Source organism: Flavobacterium stagni, assembly GCF_004122105.1.
In the GTDB taxonomy this organism is placed as follows: domain Bacteria; phylum Bacteroidota; class Bacteroidia; order Flavobacteriales; family Flavobacteriaceae; genus Flavobacterium; species Flavobacterium stagni.
In genome coordinates this window covers 178,015-198,565 of sequence record NZ_SBKN01000005.1, presented here as the reverse complement: position 1 = coordinate 198,565, position 20,551 = coordinate 178,015, and the positions used below count along the sequence as shown (strand labels likewise).

General features: G+C 42.2%; 13 protein-coding genes and 1 riboswitch. Of the genes, 10 read left to right on the top strand and 3 right to left on the bottom strand.

Translation table 11 applies throughout. The annotated features are described in order from the left end of the window. The first annotated feature begins 72 nt into the window (after positions 1–72). Genes EQG61_RS09600 through EQG61_RS09585 form a run of 4 tightly spaced genes read left to right on the top strand, consistent with a single transcriptional unit; the run spans position 73 to position 6,462 of the window. Positions 73–2,337: a glycoside hydrolase family 20 protein gene (locus tag EQG61_RS09600; protein ID WP_129461701.1), complete on the top strand. Its 2,265-nt coding sequence runs from the start codon at positions 73–75 to the stop codon at positions 2,335–2,337. Further along, on the top strand, positions 2,338–3,336 hold the full coding sequence (locus EQG61_RS09595) for an isoaspartyl peptidase/L-asparaginase family protein (RefSeq protein WP_129461700.1): 999 nt from the start codon (positions 2,338–2,340) through the stop codon (positions 3,334–3,336). Beyond that, complete coding sequence (locus EQG61_RS09590) at positions 3,333–4,004, top strand: copper homeostasis protein CutC (RefSeq protein WP_129461699.1); 672 nt, start codon at positions 3,333–3,335, stop codon at positions 4,002–4,004. Before EQG61_RS09595 ends, EQG61_RS09590 begins: the two co-directional genes overlap by 4 nt. Further along, positions 3,997–6,462 (top strand): beta-mannosidase, encoded by a 2,466-nt coding sequence (locus EQG61_RS09585; RefSeq protein ID WP_129461698.1) that lies wholly within the window; start codon positions 3,997–3,999, stop codon positions 6,460–6,462. Before EQG61_RS09590 ends, EQG61_RS09585 begins: the two co-directional genes overlap by 8 nt. 42 nt (positions 6,463–6,504) lie before the next feature. Here the strand turns inward: EQG61_RS09585 and EQG61_RS09580 are convergent, their stop codons facing one another. Both EQG61_RS09580 and EQG61_RS09575 read right to left on the bottom strand, forming a co-directional pair. Further along, complete coding sequence (locus EQG61_RS09580; RefSeq protein WP_129461697.1) at positions 6,505–7,119, bottom strand: deoxynucleoside kinase; 615 nt, start codon at positions 7,117–7,119, stop codon at positions 6,505–6,507. Continuing rightward, complete coding sequence (locus EQG61_RS09575; protein ID WP_129461696.1) at positions 7,119–7,907, bottom strand: hypothetical protein; 789 nt, start codon at positions 7,905–7,907, stop codon at positions 7,119–7,121. Before EQG61_RS09575 ends, EQG61_RS09580 begins: the two co-directional genes overlap by 1 nt. A 120-nt stretch (positions 7,908–8,027) precedes the next feature. Here EQG61_RS09575 and EQG61_RS09570 point away from each other — a divergent pair, with 120 nt between their 5' ends. After that, a complete protein-coding gene (locus tag EQG61_RS09570) occupies positions 8,028–8,972 on the top strand; it encodes a GLPGLI family protein (RefSeq protein WP_129461695.1) in 945 nt (314 codons plus the stop codon). Positions 8,973–8,995: 23 nt separating this feature from the next. After that, positions 8,996–11,701, top strand: a complete 2,706-nt coding sequence (locus EQG61_RS09565; RefSeq protein ID WP_129461694.1) for a carboxypeptidase-like regulatory domain-containing protein — start codon at positions 8,996–8,998, stop codon at positions 11,699–11,701. 57 nt (positions 11,702–11,758) lie between these two features. On the opposite strand, the gene metK is transcribed toward EQG61_RS09565, so the two are convergent. Beyond that, positions 11,759–13,009: a methionine adenosyltransferase gene (metK, locus tag EQG61_RS09560; RefSeq protein WP_129461693.1), complete on the bottom strand. Its 1,251-nt coding sequence runs from the start codon at positions 13,007–13,009 to the stop codon at positions 11,759–11,761. A gap of 277 nt (positions 13,010–13,286) precedes the next feature. After that, positions 13,287–13,396, top strand: a riboswitch (SAM riboswitch). Positions 13,397–13,445: 49 nt separating this feature from the next. On the opposite strand from metK, the gene EQG61_RS09555 reads away from it, so the two are divergent. From EQG61_RS09555 to EQG61_RS09540, 4 genes are all read left to right on the top strand, one after another. Further along, a complete protein-coding gene (locus EQG61_RS09555; RefSeq protein ID WP_129461692.1) occupies positions 13,446–14,456 on the top strand; it encodes a homocysteine S-methyltransferase family protein in 1,011 nt (336 codons plus the stop codon). 7 nt (positions 14,457–14,463) lie between these two features. Beyond that, positions 14,464–17,175, top strand: a complete 2,712-nt coding sequence (gene metH, locus EQG61_RS09550; RefSeq protein ID WP_129461691.1) for a methionine synthase — start codon at positions 14,464–14,466, stop codon at positions 17,173–17,175. Between the two features lie 283 nt (positions 17,176–17,458). Further along, the gene (gene metF, locus EQG61_RS09545; protein WP_129461690.1) at positions 17,459–18,415 is read left to right on the top strand and encodes a methylenetetrahydrofolate reductase [NAD(P)H]; all 957 of its coding nucleotides are present in this window, start codon (positions 17,459–17,461) and stop codon (positions 18,413–18,415) included. Between the two features lie 200 nt (positions 18,416–18,615). Continuing rightward, positions 18,616–20,202: a T9SS type A sorting domain-containing protein gene (locus tag EQG61_RS09540; protein WP_129461689.1), complete on the top strand. Its 1,587-nt coding sequence runs from the start codon at positions 18,616–18,618 to the stop codon at positions 20,200–20,202. The last annotated feature ends 349 nt before the right edge of the window (positions 20,203–20,551 follow it).

Genomic DNA, 20,551 nt, shown 5'->3' with positions numbered 1-20,551 from the left:
TTAGATTTCAATATAGGCCTCACTTCGGTGGGGCTTTTTTTTTATATTTACCTAAACAATATAAACTAAAAAATGCGTACGCAACTTTCTTTGCTTTTTGTTCTTCTAGCCTCATGGGCATGGTCTCAAACCAATTATCCTTTGATTCCAAAACCGAATTATGTCGAGTTTCACGATGGGTTTTTTACGGTAAAAGAAACCCTTATCATTTCGGCTCCTATGGATATGGATGCCGAAGCCGAACCGTTAATGAAGGAAATTCGTTTGCGTAAAAAAGCACTGTATGTTACCAATAAAGCGGGAATCGTAGAGGATGCTATCATTGTGCAAATCGAACCCAAATTAGCTCCTGAAGCCTACGAAATTCAGATCAACCCCAAAGTTATTTTTCTAAAAGCAGCTGATTATACCGGCGTGCAATACGGATTTCAAACCTTAACCCAACTACTCATTAATGTTCCCAAAGATCAGTTGCAGTTTCCTTGCGGAATTATTCAAGACGCCCCCAAATTCAAATGGCGCGGCATGCACCTCGATGTGAGTCGGCATTTCTTTCCAAAAGAAGCCATCTTTAAATACATCGATTACCTCGCTGCCTACAAATACAATACCTTCCATTGGCACCTCACCGATGATCAAGGTTGGAGAATCGAAATTAAAAAGTATCCCAAGCTCACCGAAGTAGGTGCGTGGCGCAACGGTTCGATGGTGGGTCATTACAACGACCAAAAGTTTGATGCCGAACGTTACGGCGGCTATTACACCGAAGTTGATATCCGTGATGTGGTGGATTATGCGCGCATCCGACATATTACGATTGTTCCTGAAATTGAAATGCCCGGACATGCGCGTGCAGCTTTAGCGGCCTATCCGCAGTATTCTTGTACGGGCGGACCTTTTGAAGTGGCCCAAGAATGGGGCGTACTCGAGGATGTGTTTTGTCCCAAAGAAGAAACCTTCACTTTTTTACAAGATGTATTGACAGAGGTCATGAATTTATTCCCCGGACAATTTATCCATATTGGTGGTGACGAATGTCCGAAAACCCGTTGGAAAGCCTGTCCCAATTGCCAAAAAAGGATGAAGGAAAATAACCTGAAAGACGAACACGAATTACAGAGTTATTTTATCCAACGTATTGAGAAATTTGTCAATGCTAAAGGCAAAAAAATCATCGGTTGGGACGAAATTCTCGAAGGTGGTTTAGCCCCGAATGCAGCCGTGATGAGTTGGCGGGGAACCGAAGGCGGAATCGCTGCCGCAAAACAAAAACATCAAGTAGTGATGACGCCCGGCTCACATTGTTATTTTGATCATTATCAGGGCGAACCCAAAAACGAACCCTTAGCGATAGGCGGGTATACACCATTGGAAAAAGTGTATAGCTATCAACCCATTCCTACCGAACTCAATGCGGACGAAGCGCAATATATTTTAGGCGCACAAGCGAATGTGTGGACGGAATATATTCCCACTTTTGAACAGGTGGAATACATGATTTTCCCAAGGATGACGGCACTTGCTGAAGTGTTGTGGGGAACGGCTAATGCCAATGATTATTCCAATTACTTTAACCGTGTGACCCAACATTTTAAAGAATGGGAAACCAAAAAAATCAACTTTAGTAAAGCAGTATTCGAAATTACTACGGAGGTCATGCCAAATCCCGGTGGTGAAAATGGCGTATTGTATGTGTTGAAATCCAACCAAAACCAAGCCAATATTCATTATACGGTGGACGGGAGTCAGCCCACCGCACAATCGCCAACTTTTTCCAATACGCTAACTCTAAAGCAATCCCAAACGGTGAAAGCGGCCTATTTTGAAGAAACTACCCAAAAAAGTGCGCTTTCCGAACAAGCTTTTACCATACACAAAGCCACCAGTTGTATGGTCAATCTTCAAAATCAACCCGATAAACGCTACAGTGCTGGAGGTAGTTTTGCCTTAGTGAATGGTGTCAAAGGGGATACCCAAAAGTTCGGTCGCGATTGGTTAGGGTTTTGGGAAAAAGATATGGTAGCTCTTATCGATTTGGGTAAAAAACAATCCATCACGCACTTGAATGTTGGGACACTCGAGAGTCCGTCGAGCTGGATTTATTTTCCCAATGAAATTGTTTTCGAAGTGTCTACCGATGGCATTAAATTCGAAACAATTCAAACTTTTTCCCAATCAGATATTCAACAAGCAAAGGGGAATGTGGATTGGAAAGGAAAAAAAGTAAAAGCACAATTCGTGAAAGTAACGGCCAAAAATAAGGGTAAAATTCAAGACGGAATGCCCGGTGCCGGTAATGGTTCTTGGCTTTTTGTGGACGAAATAATCGTGGAATAAATGGAAAATACACGTCGTAAATTTTTAAAATCAGCCGCGCTGGGAACGGTTGGCTTATCGCTAACTTCTTGGCAAACTGAGGCTGCTGAACGTTCCGATAGTCCTTCTTTAGTAGGAACAAAACCCATCGTACTCTCTACATGGAATTTTGGTTTACAAGCTAACGAAGCGGCATGGGAAATTTTAGCCAAAAAAGGTCGCGCCCTCGATGCTGTGGAAGCCGGTGTGCGCATTCCTGAAGGTGATCCCAACGAACGCAGTGTGGGTTATGGCGGTCGTCCCGATCGCGATGGTAAAGTGACACTCGATGCTTGTATCATGGATGAATTATCCAATATCGGTTCGGTGGCGTGTCTCGAACATATCAAACATCCTATTTCCGTTGCGCGTGCCGTTATGGAAAAAACACCGCATGTGATGTTGGTCGGTCAAGGAGCGCTGGATTTTGCTTTGTCCCAAGGATTCAAAAAAGAGAATTTATTAGTCGAAGCCTCAGAAAAAGAATGGAAAGAGTGGCTGAAAACCAGTCAGTACCAACCCAAAGTCAATATCGAAAATCACGATACCATTGGCATGATCGCTCTTGATGCAGCTGGGAATCTATCGGGCGCTTGTACCACGAGTGGTATGGCCTATAAAATGCACGGTCGTGTGGGGGATTCGCCGATAATTGGCGCCGGACTCTATGTCGATAACGAAATTGGTGCCGCTACTGCTACTGGACATGGTGAAGAAGTAATTCGAATTGCCGGGTGCCATTTGGTGGTCGAACTCATGCGCCAAGGGAAGTCGCCGCAACAAGCTTGTGAAGAAGCCGTGATGCGCATCGTGAAACTGACCCAAAACCGGAAAAAGAATTTAAAAGATATTCAAGTGGGATTTATCGCCCTTGACAAACAAGGGAATTATGGTTCCTATTGCGTGCAAGGCGGTTTCAATTATGCTGTACACGACACTACTGGTAACCGTTTGATTGACGCTAATTTTTATTTAAAATGATCCAACTCGAAATCGCTTGTTTTAATCCCGAATCGGCTATTCTCGCTGCACAAGCCGGTGCCGACCGCATCGAATTGTGTGACGGAATCGAAGTAGGAGGAACTACTCCCGATTTAGAAACCACACAAAAAGTCCTGACCCAAGTGCCCATTCCTGTTTATGTGATGGTGCGGCCACGAGGGGGTGATTTTGTGTATACCGATGCAGAATTTCAGGCTATGAAAGGCAGTATTACGGATTTTAAAAAATTGCAAGTCCATGGTTTGGTATTCGGAATTTTAAAGGAAGATGAAACGTTGGATGAAGAGCGCAACCGACTATTAGTCGCACTAGCGCATCCCATTCCGTGTACGTTTCACCGTGCTTTTGACCGTGTGTCTAATTGGGAAACCGCCTTGGAACAAATCATCGATTGTGGCTTTACAACAATACTCACTTCAGGAACAAAAGCCAATGTGGTAGAAGGAATACACGAACTCCAAGCAATGCAACAAAAAGCAGCAAATCGTATTGCCATCATGCCCGGTGGCGGACTACGTTCTTCCAATGTTCGGCAAATTGTAAATACAACAGGTGTGCATTTTGTACATTCTTCGGCAATTACGGATGGAGGAACCATCGCTAACCCTGAAGAAGTTATAGCTTTAAAAAAGGAATCGAATGCATAAAAAGTGGTTGTTTTTTCTTCTTTGGTCAATCGGACTCACCGCTCAAGTACTGGAAAAAGACTTGAGTCAGTTGTCATGGACAGTTCATCAATGGGGAAAGAATGAAAAATTAAAAGCGACGGTTCCTGGAACTGTTCATACCGACTTGCTCGCCAACCAACGTATTCCCGATCCTTTCTTACAATCCAATGAAAAAGAGGTGCAGTGGATTGAAAACGAAGATTGGGTGTATGAAACCGAATTTGTGTTGACCCATGCCGAACTCCAAAAGGAGCATATCGAACTCCTATTTGAAGGCCTCGATACCTATGCCTCGGTTTTTTTAAATGGCCAATCCTTGCTCGATGCGGATAATATGTTTCGCACCTGGCATGTGGATATAAAACCTTTCGCGAAAGCGCAAAACCATTTAAAAATTCAGTTTAAATCAGCAGTGCAACGAACCAATGCATTAGCCCAAAAATTACCCTATCAACTCCCGGATGATAATCGCGTTTTTGCTAGAAAAGCGCCCTATCAATTCGGTTGGGATTGGGGGCCGCGCTTGGTAACTTGTGGCATTTGGAAGCCTGTCAAATTGCAGTTGTGGGACGATGTGCGCATTCAGCATGTGTTTCACGAACAAAAAAATATCACTCAAGAACAAGCGGAAGTTATTGTTCACGTGGCATTGGAAGCAAGCAAAGAAACAACAGTAACGCTCTTGGTTAATCATCAAAAACGTAAGGTTCAAGTGCAGCCCGGGACTACGGTCGTTGATTTTCCTATAACTATTGAAAATCCCAAATTATGGTGGTGCAACGGTTTGGGTATACCTCATTTATATTCCATTCCGATTGCCCTTGAACAAAAAAGAAAAGTACGCGATAGTCGGGAACTTAAAATAGGTATCCGCACAATCGAACTCGTTCAGGAACCTGATGCCCAAGGGAAAAGTTTTTACTTCAAACTCAATGGGCAACCCGTTTTTATGAAGGGTTCGAATGTGATTCCTCCCGATAGTTTTGTGCCGCGCACGACTACCATACAATGGGAAGCTTTGGTAGAGAATGCCCGACTTTCCAATCAAAACATGCTGCGCGTTTGGGGTGGAGGCGTCTATGCCGATGATGCGTTTTATGCCGCTTGTGATGAAAAAGGGATTTTGGTATGGCAGGATTTTATGTTTGCTTGCGCCATGTATCCGGGTGATGAACCCTTCCTGCAATCGGTTGAAAAGGAAGTCGAAGATCAGGTCAAGCGTTTACAAAACCATCCCTCCCTAGCATTATGGTGTGGCAATAACGAAAGCGACGAAGGATGGCACAATTGGGGTTGGCAAAAACAGTACAAGTATACTTCTCAAGATTCTGCCCGAATTTGGAAGGATTATCAGCAGTTGTTTCACCAACGAATACCCAATACGTTAAGTCGATTATTGCCTTCGAATGAAAACCGGTATTGGCCATCCTCGCCGTCTATCGGTTGGGGAAAAAAGGAGAGTCTGACCCAAGGCGATTCCCATTATTGGGGCGTGTGGTGGGGATTGGAACCTTTTGAAAGCTATGATAAAAAAGTGGGCCGATTCATGAGCGAATACGGTTTTCAAGGGATGCCTTCACTTCAAACATTAAGCATTTTATCAGATGGTGAACCGTTAGCACTAACCTCAAAAGCCATTCGTCACCATCAAAAACATCGTACGGGTTTTGAAACTATTGAAAACTACCTGCAACGGGATTACCAAAACCCCAATTCATTTGAAAATTACGTTTACGTTTCACAACTTTTACAAGCTTACGGTTTGCAAAAAGCCATTGAAACCCATCGACGCAACCGCCCCTATTGCATGGGGAGTTTGTATTGGCAATTGAACGATTGTTGGCCGGTGACATCCTGGAGTTCGATGGATTATTTTGGCCATTGGAAAGCCGCGCAGTATCAAGTGAAACGAAGTTTTGCTCCGCAATTGATTGTGCCAAAATGGAAAGACAATGCATTAGAAATTAATTTGATTAATGATGCAGATACTGTTCATGAGGGAGAAGTCCAACTCAGATGGTTCTCGATGCGTGGTGTGCTGTTAAAAGAGAAACGACTAAACGCGACAATGTCGGCCAATGGTGTTAACACAATACCCTTAGAAAAAGAAACCGATTGGCCAAAATTAGACGGAACGGTCGTTTTACAAATTAATTTCAAAGCGCCTGAAATGCAACTAAATGCAATTTATACAGGAGTTGCTCCTAAAGATTTGCAATTGCAAAAACCTCGAATTTCGTTAGAAAAAATCAATGCCACTACGATTGCCATTCAAACCGATGTGTTTGCGAAAAATGTAGCATTAATCAGCTCTGAAAAAGTGCTATTTAGCGATAATTATTTTGATTTGCTTCCCGGGGAAACCAAGTACATTACGCTTGACAAACCGCTTACTTCCTCGTTGATAGTGAAAAGTCTTTGGGATACCTTACCATAAAAAAAACCTGCCGTGAAGCAGGTTGGGAGTATTTTTTTGGTTTTAGAATAAACCGTTGATTTCAGCGTCAATGCGGTTGAGAATCGTCCCCAAATCTTCGGGATTATTCACAAAATCAATGTTGTCCACATCAATAATCAATAATTTTCCTTTGTCGTAGGTTTGAATCCAAGCTTCATAGCGTTCGTTCAAACGGCTGAGGTAATCAATGGAAATGGTATTTTCATAATCGCGACCGCGCATGTGGATTTGTTTCACCAAATTCGGAATCGAACTGCGCAAATAAATCATCAAATCCGGTGCTTTCACCAAGGCTTCCATTAATTCAAACAACGAACTGTAGTTTTCGAAATCGCGATTGGTCATCAAACCCATCGCGTGTAAGTTGGGCGCGAAAATATGCGCATCTTCGTAAATGGTACGGTCTTGTATGATTTTTTTACCGCTTTCGCGAATTTGTAAAATCTGACGAAAACGACTATTCAAGAAGTAAATTTGAAGGTTGAACGACCAACGCTCCATTTGGTGGTAAAAGTCGTCCAAATAGGGATTGTCAACTACATCTTCATAGTGAGGTTCCCATTTATAATGTTTCGCTAAATAACGCGTCAACGTAGTTTTTCCAGCGCCAATATTTCCTGCTACAGCAATATGCATTACGGTAATGTTATTTTATAGTTTGTGATTCCTTTGTCCGTAAAAATAGATAAAATTTGTTCTTTACAATATATTTTTTTGATGGATTTCTCAACAATTTCGACCTTGTAGGTTTTGTTTGTTTCAAAGGATTTATAGTACAGATGATCCGCTTCAATGTAAAAGAAGTTTTTTTCTTCTATAAATTGAACGAGTCCACTGGGAACAACACCATAATCTGCGATTTGACCATAAATTGAGGCGCTTTTCCAATGGTTTTGCGCGTCAATCCATTGTAAGGAATTGAATGAAAATTGGGCATAAAGCCAAATACCTTGCATCGGATTTCCAATTGGTGTAAAGGTGTTAGTTGTCAAACTAAACAAGCCTATTTGCTGTTGCAAGCTATCGTATACCCACAAACGGTTTTGATTCGACATGCCCACTGCATTCACAACCAGCGGTGGAGTCGTATTTGAAAAATTAATCGTTTGGATTTCATTCAAATAATTGTCCAAAATCACCACCGTATTAAACTGTTCGTAAAAAACAACGGGCCGTAACGGGTTGGTTAAGTCCACCGATTTTATAGGACCCAGAGGTAAATTTTGGTATTGAATTTTTGAAGTGCCGTTGTCTTTATAGACAATAGTGTTGGTGCTGTAAAAGTAATTTCCCAATCCGTCAAATCCCCAATATTGATCCGCTGTAAGAGGTCGTTCATCCAATTTCTCAACAGTAAGTGTAAGTTCCTGACTCCAAATGGAGAAAGGAAAAAGAAAAAGTACAATAATGAGGTGACGTAGCATACGGCTAAGATACTTTAAACCATTTGATAATAAAAATGTCCAAAGGTTGAATTTAACAAAACCTTGGTAACAAATTGGCGGGTATTTCGTCATATTTGTTTTCCTTAAACAACTAAAATAATGAAACAGTTTTTTCTTTTTGCATCACTACTTTTTTGTTCTACAACTATTTGGGCACAAAAAGATTTTCAAGGGATGGCGGTGTACGAATCCAAAACAAGTACAGCCGATTTCAAATCCCGTTTTGAAGGGAATAAAAACATTACCCCAGAAATGCAAAAAATGATTGAAGAGCGCATGAAGAAAATGTTTGAAAAAACATTTGTGCTTAATTTCGATCGTCAAGCTTCCATTTATAAAGAAGAAGAAAAATTAGACGCACCCGGACAAGGCAATGGCGGTTTCCGTATGATGGCCTCTGTGATGGGCGGCGGAGGAACGTATTATAAAAATGTCAAAGACCAAATGTATACCGTAGACAAAGAGTTTATGGGGAAAGAGTTTTTGGTGAAAGATACCTTGACGCATTACAAGTGGCAAATGACTGGGGAAACCAAACAAATTGGCGGTTACAATTGCATGAAAGCGACTTGTATCATTCCAGCAAGCAAAACCGATTTCCGCAATTTCCGACCCAAGAAGAAAGAAGAAAAAGCGGAAGAAAAACCAGCAACAACAACAGAAACTCCCAAAGATGGAGCAAAAGATGCAACGGCAACCACAGAGAAGAAAGAAACCCGTACCAATTTTATGGAAGATTTTGATCTTCCCAAAGACATTACCATCACCGCATGGTATACGCCTGAAATCCCTATTAATCAAGGTCCGGAAGGATATTGGGGCTTGCCCGGTTTGATTTTGGAAGTGAATGATGGAAAGACGATTGTATTGTGTTCAAAAATTGTATTGAACTCCAAAGACAAAGTCGAAATCAAAGCACCTACCAATGGGAAAGAGGTGAAACAAAAAGAATACGACGATATCGTACTCAAAAAAATGGAGGAAATGCGTGAGATGAATAGCGGCCCTGGAGGAAACCGTATGGAATTCAGAATGGGACGTTAATTTTATTCATTTCAAAGACAAACATGAAAAATATATACTACCTCTTACTACTTTGTAGTTCAGGAATCCTTTTTGCGCAAAACATTCGTGTTGAAGGAACGGTTACTGAATCGGGAAAAACACCTTTGGAAATGGCCAACATTATGGCTGTCAATCAAGAAACCAAAGGCGTCGATTCCTATGCCATTACCAATGATAAAGGGAAATTTGCCATGACTTTAAAAGCCAATACGACTTATGTACTCAAATTGAGTTACATCGGGATGCAAAACAAAGAAATCACTTTGCAAACCAAGTCCGAGAACATGACCCAAAACGTGGCCATGGAACCCGGCGGAATTCAGTTGGATGGCGTGGAAATCATCAAAGAAATGCCCGTTTCCATCAAAGGTGATACCATCATGTATAACGCCGATTCGTTTAAAAACGGTACAGAACGCAAGTTGGAAGATGTCTTGAAAAAGCTCCCCGGTGTTGAAGTCAATGCCGACGGAGAAGTGGAAGTGGAAGGAAAAAAAGTAACTAAATTAATGGTGGAAGGCAAAGATTTCTTTGATGGTGACACCAAACTTGGGGTGAAAAACATTCCCGCCGATGCCATTGATAAAGTACAAGTGTTACGCAATTACAATGAAAATTCGATTCTTAAAGGCGTAGAAAACAACCAAGATAATGTGGCGATGAACATCAAATTGAAAGAAGGTAAGAAAAACTTCTGGTTTGGTGATGTAACGGCTTCAGGCGGGTTCCAACCCCAAACTAAGTTCGATCGCTACAACGTTAACCCGAAGTTGTTTTATTACAATCCCAAATACAGCATCAATGTGATTACCAATATCAATAATATTGGGGAATTGCCCTTGACCATTCAAGATTATTTTAAAATGACAGGTGGCTTTCGAAACATGATGTCCAAAGGAGGAAGTAGCTTTAATGTGGGTTCGAATGACCTCGGAATTGCCATGTTGCGCAACAACCGTGCTAAAAGTATAGATACTAAATTTGGTGCCGTGAATTTTGCCATCAATCCTTCTAAAGCATGGACCATAAGTGGTTTCGGAATTTATTCGGGTTCGAAAACAGAAATGCTAACCCAAACCAATACGACCAATTTCGCCAACAATACCATCGCTAATACCACCGATTTATCCAAGCAAAACAGCAAATTTGGGTTGATGAAAGGAAGTGCGAGTTATAAGCCAAGCACCAAATTTCAAATGGATTATGATATTTTGGCAAAGCGTTCCGACCAACTTGAAAATGGGAATTTGAATCGGAATACCATGTCGGGAACATTTTCTTTTGATGAAAATATTAATACAGCCAAAAACCAACAGCCGACTTCCGTAAATCAGAATTTTGCCATTTACAGTACGCCCTCTGAAAAGCACGTGATTGCCTTTGAATTGCAGCATTTGTATCAAAATGAAGATCCTTTTTACAATGCTAATTTGGCCACACAACCTTTTGCATTGAATGGCTATATTCCGCAATCCCGCAACGATTACAGTCAGAATCGTTTGGTGAAAACCAATAAAGTGGATGCCAAAGTGGATTACTATTATATGGTTACCCCAAAAGCGAATTTGAATCTTACTCTTGGTAACACGTATTCGTACCAAAGTTTCAATTCGGCGATTTATCAAATTTTGGACAACGGTTCAGTCAATAATTTAACAGCGCCCGAGAACAACAATAAGGTAACCTACAATTTCAACGATGTATTTTTAGGGGTACATTATAAAATGTTGTACAAAAAATTCACGTTCAATCCGGGGGTAAGTTTCCATTATTACAACATGAACAATGTGCAGTTGGGCTCCGATTATAAGCAAAATTTTACGCGTATCTTACCTGATTTCTTCGCCCTTTACCAAATCAAAAAGGCAGAAACGCTTACTTATAATTTTGCCATTACCAATACATTTACGGATATTTCAAGATTGGCTGAAGGCTATGTTTTGAACAATTACAGCAGTTTGTCAAGTGGAAACCGCCGTTTGGAAAATGCCATGGCGCAAACCCATTCGTTGCGGTATTTCAAATACAACATGTTCAATTTCGAAAATATTTCGGGCTTCATTAACTACACCCGAAGTATAGATGCGATTAAATCGCAAACAGTATTTAGCGGCGTGAATCAAATTTCGTCCCCGTTGAACAATTACAATTATGTGGATGAAACCTTAAGTGGAGCGGGTTCTTACGGTCGTTCGTTTTATAAATACTACAAAGCGTCTTTTTCAACCAATGTTAACTGGTCGAAGTTTTATAATTTCTTAGGAGGAACAAGTGCGTTATCGAAAAGTATCGCTCAAAACCACACGATTAAATTGGCAACCAACTACAAAAAAGTGCCCAATTTAGAAATTGGTTACACTTATTCAATTAGCGAATTTGAAAACCCACGAAGTAAAACGAAATTCTTTACCGACAAACCTTTTGTGCGTTTGGAATACTATTTCTTGGATGCGTTCTCTTTGGTGTCAGAATATGAATTCTATCATTATTACAACGGCGATAAAACCGTCGATAATGAATACGATTTCTTGTCGGCCAGTTTCACCTACCAAAAGAAAGACAGCAAATGGGAATATAAAGTTTCAGCAACGAATATCTTGAACACCAAGGCGCTGAATGATAACTCGTTTGACCAATTCCGAGTAACCAATTCGCAATATTTTGTACAGCCGCGTTATGTAATGCTTACGTTGAAATACAACTTATAAAAACAAAAAACCTGACTCGTTAAAGTCAGGTTTTTTTATGAACGTAATAACTAAGTATTATAAATTAAAAGCCGCTTTTACTTTTTCAACGTGGTCTAATTTTTCCCAAGTAAACAATTCAACTTCTACGGTTTTCGATTGTCCATCAGGCGATTTGAAGGTTTTAGTCACGACTTCAGGCGTGCGTCCCATGTGGCCATAGGCAGCCGTTTCACTGTAAATTGGGTTACGTAATTTTAAACGTTGTTCAATGTAGTACGGACGCATATCGAAAATCGTTTCTACAATTTTGCTAATGTCACCGTCTTTTAAGTCAACTTTAGCCGTACCGTAAGTGTTTACGTTGATAGAAGTGGGTTTCGCTACACCAATCGCATACGATACTTGTACCAAAACTTCATCACACAATCCAGCAGCTACCAAGTTTTTTGCAATATGACGCGTAGCATACGCTGCAGAACGGTCTACTTTACTTGGGTCTTTTCCAGAGAATGCACCACCACCGTGTGCCCCTTTTCCACCGTAAGTATCTACGATGATTTTACGACCTGTTAATCCCGTATCTCCGTGAGGTCCACCGATAACGAATTTACCCGTAGGGTTGATGTGGTACGTAATGTCATCGTTGAATAAATGAGCGTATTGTGGGTATTTTGCTTTCACACGTGGAATCAAGATTTCAATCATGTCTTTCTTGATTTTTGCTAACATCGCTTCTTCTTGATCGAAGTCGTCGTGTTGGGTCGAAATCACAATCGCGTCAATACGTTGGGGTTTGTTATCGTCTGAATATTCCAAAGTTACTTGCGACTTTGCATCCGGACGTAAATACGTAATTTCATTGTTCTCGCGACGTAAGTTCGCCAATTCAATCAACAAAGCATGCGATAAATCCAACGCCAACGGCATATAATTGTTGGTTTCGTTTGTTGCATAACCAAACATCATCCCTTGGTCGCCAGCCCCTTGCTCTTCTTTCGTCGCACGGTCTACCCCTTGGTTAATGTCAGCCGATTGTTCGTGAATGGCAGATAAAACCCCACAAGAGTTGGCTTCAAACATGTATTCGCTTTTAGTGTAACCAATTTTTTTGATCACATCACGAGCGATTTGTTGAACGTCTAAATAGGTGTTTGATTTTACTTCACCGGCTAAGATTACCTGTCCGGTCGTTACCAAAGTTTCACAAGCTACTTTGGATTCAGCATCAAATGCCAAAAAGTTGTCGATTAATGCGTCAGAAATCTGATCGGCTACTTTGTCTGGGTGTCCTTCACTTACCGACTCAGAAGTAAATAAATAAGCCATAATTATAACTTTAAAATTTTGTTTTATTAAGCTAAGAAGGGAAGGAAATGCGGTTGCAACAACTAAAGAAGGATCACTGCTTTAGCATTTTTTTACGAGGTTGCAATCAGATCAAATTTCTCCTCTTCTGTTTTTCGACTGCAAATTTATGAAAATCAATTTCAATAAATCTAAATATATCTTTAAATTTTTCGCAAACGTTTGCGCTTTTTTTCAAATTTTTATTTTGAAATCCCCGATTTCTTGTCTTACCTTTGCGAGGTTCTTAATAATAATGGCGTTATCACGAAAGCGGGAGGGAATAGACCCTATGAACGCTTAGCAACCCCTCACTCCCTGAGGAAGGTGCTACATTCTATTCTGACCATGTTCAGAAAAAGATAACTTTGGAAATACCTCTCTTTCCTGATAACGCAATACAAGATTAGTTATCAGTATGCGTGTAAATATCAATGCAATTCTAAAACAGCGAATCCTCGTCCTCGATGGCGCCATGGGTACGATGTTACAACGCAATCAATTTGAGGAAGCCGACTTCCGAGGTGAGCGTTTCAAAGATTTTCCCCATCCTTTGAAAGGGAATAACGACTTGCTTTCCATTACCCAACCCGAGGCGGTAAAAGCCGTGCATCGTGCCTATTTTGAAGCAGGCGCAGACATCGTGGAAACCAATACCTTTTCGGGAACGACTATCGGGATGGCCGATTACCACATGGAAGATTTAGTCTACGAACTCAATTACCAATCCGCTAAAATTGCCCGAGAAGTCGCCGATGAATTTACTGACAAACCCCGTTTTGTAGCCGGTTCTATCGGTCCGACCAACCGTACCGCCAGTATGAGTCCGGATGTCAACGATCCCGGCTATCGTGCCGTAACCTTCGACGATTTGCGAATGGCTTACCGCCAACAAGTGGAAGCACTTATCGATGGAGGAGCCGACCTACTTTTGGTGGAAACCATATTTGATACACTGAACGCGAAAGCCGCCTTATTTGCTATTGAAGAAGTAAAAGAAGAACGTCAATCCGACATTCCCGTGATGGTTTCTGGAACTATTACCGATGCCTCGGGACGAACGTTGTCCGGGCAAACGGTGGAAGCCTTTTTGATATCCATTGCACACATTCCTTTGTTGAGTGTGGGCTTCAATTGTGCACTCGGGGCGGATCAATTGAAACCGTATTTAAAACGCTTGGGCCAACATACCCAACTCAATATTTCGGCGCATCCCAATGCCGGTTTGCCCAACGCTTTCGGTCAATACGATCAAACACCCGAAGAAATGCAAGCGTTAATTCGCGAGTATTTGAATGAAAACTTGGTGAACATTATCGGTGGCTGTTGTGGGACTACCCCTGAGCATATTCGTGCGATTGCACAAGTGGCTGCCGAATTTAAACCGAGAACCGAGAGCAGTTTACAGTCATCAGTAGCCCGTTTATAAGTGCATTATGAGTAAGGAGATACCGACAACCGACAACCGACAACCGATAACCCAATATTTGCAATTATCCGGTTTAGAACCACTAATCATCACTCCAGAAACCAACTTTGTGAACGTAGGGGAACGGACCAATGTGACGGGTTCGCGTAAGTTTTTACGTTTGATTAAAGAAGGGAATTACGAAGCCGCCGTAGATATCGCCCGCGCCCAAGTAGAAGGTGGTGCGCAAATCATCGACGTCAACATGGACGAAGGAATGCTTGATGGGGTAGAAGCCATGACCAAATTCCTAAATTTAATTGCCGCCGAACCCGATATTGCCCGTGTTCCCGTGATGATCGACAGTTCGAAGTGGGAGATTATTGAAGCCGGACTCAAAGTCATTCAAGGAAAAGGTGTCGTGAACTCGATTTCCTTGAAAGAAGGAGAAGCTGCTTTTATCCATCATGCCAAATTGATCAAACGCTACGGAGCTGCCGTGATTGTCATGGCTTTTGATGAGGTGGGACAAGCGGATACCTACGAACGCCGAATCGAAATCTGTAAACGCAGCTACGATATATTGGTGCATCAAGTGGGTTTTCCAGCTACCGATATTATTTTTGATCCCAATATTTTTCCCGTCGCTACCGGTATGGAAGAACACCGCCGCAATGCGTTAGATTTCTTTTTAGCGACAAAATGGATTCGTGAAAATCTGCCCTATGCCCATGTTTCGGGAGGGGTGAGTAACGTGTCGTTTTCCTTCCGAGGGAATGACAAAGTGCGTGAAGCCATGCACTCGGCCTTTTTATACCATGCCATCCAACACGGCATGACGATGGGTATTGTGAATCCGAAAATGCTGGAGATTTATGACGAAATTGACCCCGATTTACTCACCTATGTTGAAGATGTTTTGCTCGATCGTCGTGACGATGCGACAGAACGCTTGCTCGACTACGCCGAAAACTTAAAATCGGATACCAAAACCACAGATAAAGTTGTTCAAGAATGGCGCAATGGTTCGGTACAAGAACGCCTTACGCATTCTTTAGTGAAAGGTTTGGACGAATTTATCGAGCAGGATGTGGAAGAAGCACGTCATTTGGTTGATAAACCCATCCAAGTCATCGAACAACATTTGATGAACGGAATGAATGTAGTTGGCGATTTGTTTGGTTCGGGAAAAATGTTCTTGCCGCAAGTGGTGAAATCGGCTCGAGTCATGAAAAAAGCTGTAGCCTATTTGTTGCCATTTATTGAAGCCAGCAAAGACGGTCAGTCGGCGGGGGCAGGGAAGGTTCTCATGGCTACTGTAAAAGGCGACGTACACGATATCGGAAAAAACATCGTATCGGTGGTGTTGGCCTGTAATAACTTTGAAATTATCGACTTGGGGGTGATGGTACCGCCTGAGAAAATTATACAAACTGCTGTTGCTGAAAATGTAGACATCATCGGATTGAGTGGTTTGATCACGCCGTCTTTGGACGAAATGGTCTATCTCGCCAAAGAGATGGAGCGCTTGAATATTTCCATCCCGATTATGATTGGAGGCGCAACGACTTCGCGTGCCCATACTGCGGTGAAGATTGCCCCTGAATACACGGGAAGTGTGGTGCATGTCAACGATGCCTCGCGTGCTGTAACGGTAGCGAGTAATTTGTTGCAACCCGAAAATAAAGTCACATATGCCGAACAAATTCGGGAGGAATACGATCAATTGCGCGAAGGGTATTTGAGTCGCAGTCGCGAAAAGGAGTTCTTGCGTCTCAGTGAAGCCCGTGCCAATAAATTGCGTTTGGATTGGGACCAATACCAACCGGTACAGCCCAATTTTATTGGGGTACAAGAAGTGAAAGTGACTTTAGCGGAATTGGTGCCGTTTATCGACTGGACGCCGTTCTTCCATTCGTGGCAGTTGTTTGGGAAATATCCTGCGCTATTGAAGGATGATGTCGTGGGCGAACAAGCGCAACAGCTATTTGACGATGCCCAAAAAATGTTGGCGCAAATCGTTGAGGAAAACTGGTTTACTGCCAAAGGATTGGTGGGTATTTTTCCCGCAAATACCGTCAACGATGATGATATTGCAGTGCAGCCCACAACCGACAACCCACAACCGACAACTTTTCTCACCCTGCGTCAGCAGTCGAAAAAAACGGCGGGTGCGCCGAATATTGCGTTGGCCGACTTTATCGCGCCCAAAGAAACGGGTGTGCAAGATTATATCGGGTGTTTTTGTGTGACGACGGGTTTTGGAGTGGATGAAAAAGCAGCGGTGTTTGAACAGGATTTGGACGATTACCACGCGATTATGGTCAAAGCCTTAGGCGACCGATTGGCGGAGGCCTTTGCGGAATATTTGCATTGGAAGGTTCGTAAAGAAATTTGGGGCTATGCCAACGATGAACAGTTGGATAACCAAGCCTTGATTGCTGAAGATTATAAGGGGATCCGACCCGCACCGGGCTATCCCGCTTGTCCCGACCATTTGGAAAAACCGACGATTTGGAATCTCTTGCAAGTGGAAGAACGTATAGGGGTGACCTTGACCGAGAGTATGGCGATGTGGCCAGCGGCTTCGGTATCGGGGTACTATTTTGCCCATCCGGAAAGTAAGTATTTTGGATTGGGGAAAATCAAAGCCGATCAGGTGGAAGATTACGCTCAGCGTCGAGGCGTTTCGGTGGAAGTGGCACATAAATGGCTGGCGCCGAATGTGAGTGAGGGATAGATATTAGATATTAGACATTAGACATTAGCCTTTAGACGTTGGACTTTAGAATAAAATTGTTTGGTGCAGGGGCTGCGCGAGGGGTAGAAGCAAGATGCCATGCACCGCGGATAACCCGACCCTGTGGGCGCAGTTTCACGAAATAAAAACCAAGGTGCTGCCACAGGGACGCGCCCAAAAAAACATTGAACTTGAAACCTGCCTACGGCAGGCAGGCATTAAAATGGAGGAAAAATTTTAAATAACTACACATTTAAAATTTAAAATATATAATTTAAAATAGATGAGAGTAACCCAACATATCGAAAATGCGCAAGGAAAACCGTTGTTTTCTTTTGAGATTTTACCGCCGTTGAAAGGGCAGAATATCCAGTCGATTTTTGACGGGATTGATCCGTTGATGGAATTTCAACCGCCGTTTATTGACGTGACGTATCACCGTGAGGAATATGAATTTAAGGAGTTGGAAAACGGTTTGTTGCAAAAGAAAATTGTAAAAAAACGTCCGGGCACCGTAGGGATTTGTGCGGCCATTCAAGGGAAATACGACGTGGATGCGATTCCGCACGTACTGTGCGGTGGCTTTACCAAAGAAGATACGGAGAACTTGTTGATTGACTTGGACTTCCTCGGTATTGACAATGTGGTGGCGTTGCGCGGGGATGCGTTGAAAACGGAAACCTATTTCAAACCCGAGAAAGATGGGAACCATTATGCCTCGGATTTGGTGGAGCAAATTAGTAACCTGAACCGTGGCATTTATTTGGACGAAGACTTAAAGAATACCGCCAAAACCAATTTTTGTATCGGGGTGGCCGGCTATCCTGAAAAGCACATGGAAGCGCCGAGTTTGGATTCGGATATCCATTTTTTAAAGCAAAAGATTAAGAATGGCGCCGATTATATCATCACGCAAATGTTTTTTGACAACCAAAAGTTTTTTGAATTTGTGGACAAATGTCGGAAAGCAGGTATTGAGGTGCCAATTATTCCCGGACTCAAACCGATTGCTACGAAGAAGCAGTTGAACTTGATTCCACACCGTTTCAGTCTCGAATTGCCCGACAGTTTGATTATGGAAGTGGTGCGCGCCAAAGACAACGATGCCGTGAAGCAGATTGGAATTGAATGGTGCATTGCGCAGAGTAAAGAACTCTTGGCAGCGGGCGTTCCCGTGTTGCATTACTATTCGATGGGGAAAGCCGACAACATCAAGTCCATTGCCAAAGAGGTGTTTTAATTGCTACTAACTAACCTTTATATTTGAAAACCTGTTGCACTTCGTTGGGGCAGGTTTTTTTTAGACTTTAGTCGTTGGACATTAGACGTTAGAGGGCTGGGGGCTTGTAACTCATGTCCTTTTAACTCATAATTCATAACTCATAAATCATAACTTTTTGACTAGAAGGAGTTTCTTTTATATTTGTAAAAAAAAGCGCCATGAAAAAACGGATTACTTTACTTATTTTATGCTGTACGTCATTTTCGTTTGCCCAGCTGCTTTTGGATCCAACTTATGGCAATGGCGGAATTGTTGATACGGGATTGCCTTCGGGAAATGCCTATAGCAGCGGAATTAGTGGGGTGTCGAATGCGAGTTATTTTTATCCCGATAGATCGGTGTTGATTCCGTATTCGTTGAATCCAAATTTTAGTATTCAGTTTCCGAATTTAGCACCGACCATTGGCGTGAAGAAATATTTAGAGAATGGAAGTCTAGATTTGTCTTTTGGAACTAACGGTACTGCTTTGTTTACGTCCAATAATCATGCGGAGCGCTTTGATATTTCAGGGATTACGGTGCAAGATGATGGCAAAATCGTGTTGGTGGGGCGCACCCATAGTTTGGGCGGTTTCTCTTATGATTATAAAGTTTTTGTATGCCGCTTTAATGCGAATGGAACTAAAGATACCAGCTTTGGAACCAACGGCGTGACGATTCTCAACACCTATGTAGAAACCAGTGCCGATCCCAACGATGAGCGTTTGACGGATGTCACCGTAGACAGTCAGGGCCGTATTCTAGCTGTGGGTTACAATTATTGGTATTTGGGCGGAACCAATTACGACGGCAGTGGTTTGGCGATTCGTTTTACAGCGAATGGAGCGGTGGATACCACCTTTGGAGTGAACGGTATTTTTGAATCACCACTGACCGGAACCGATAGTTTTTCAACTATTTATACCGCCGATAATGGCGATTTTCTGTTGTTAGGGAATGTCGTCCCTTCGAGTACGAGTTCGAACCTAACCGTCATGCGAATCAATAGCAACGGAAGTTTGACATCTTGGTTTGGAACCAACGGAATTACCCAAATCAACTTCGGTGGAAAGACGTATCCCGGAAATTTGTTTGTGCAATACAATGGGAGTTTAATGGTGGCCGGACTCAATATTACGAGCGGGTTGGCTTTTGCCAAGTTGGATCCCAACGGTGTTTTAGATCCTTCATTTAGTGGCGATGGAATGAGCTTCACCAATATTGCGGTGCCCAATCATTACACCATTGGGGCTGAAAATTATCCTGGAATCAGTTCGGATTTAATTGAGCAAATGCCCAACGGGCAATACATTCTGTGTATGACTGTGCGTCAGAGCAATTCCTACAATTACATTATTGCGCATTTGAATGAGGATACTACCTTATATTCGGCTTTCATGACCAATGGTTATTATTTGAATGATGTAACCGCTTGGGATTGGGCGCGAGCAGCACATTTACAAAATGACAATAAGTTGGTTGTTATGGTCAGCGCAATTTTATACCGCTACCAAGATTATATTTCGCTCAGTTCGCCAGAGGTTTCGTCACCATTACAAGCGTTCTATCCTAATCCGACAAAAGCCAGTTTAGAATTGGGACAAACCTATGATGAGGTTATCCTTTTTGACGCATTAGGAAAACAAGTCTTCACCCGCAAACATGTTGCAACACTTGATTTGTCTTCGCTGGAAGCGGGCGTGTATTATGTACAGGTCCAACTTGCTACTGGTGAACGCTTGACACGGAAAGTGGTGAAGGAATAAGGTATTAAATTCCAAATTTTAAAATCCCAAATTCCACTTTATTTGCCTCACGAATCATTTCTCATTCGAAAGTGTATTGTAAGGCTTCTTCTTTTTGTTCAGGTTGTTTTCTCCCAGAAGAACGGATTAGCATTGAACATTACTAAAAAACCAAAACAGTAGTCCAAGGAGTATTAAAGGGAGTAGAATCAATATTGCTGAAAGGGCTCGGTACTGATTAGGATGCTCTAGGTTACAACTCGGAATTTTATACAAGATATAAAAGTTAAGTACTACTGAAATTCCGTAGAGATAGATGAAAAAAGAAAATTTTCGCGTAATGATGCCTAGGCAAAAAAGCACCAATAAA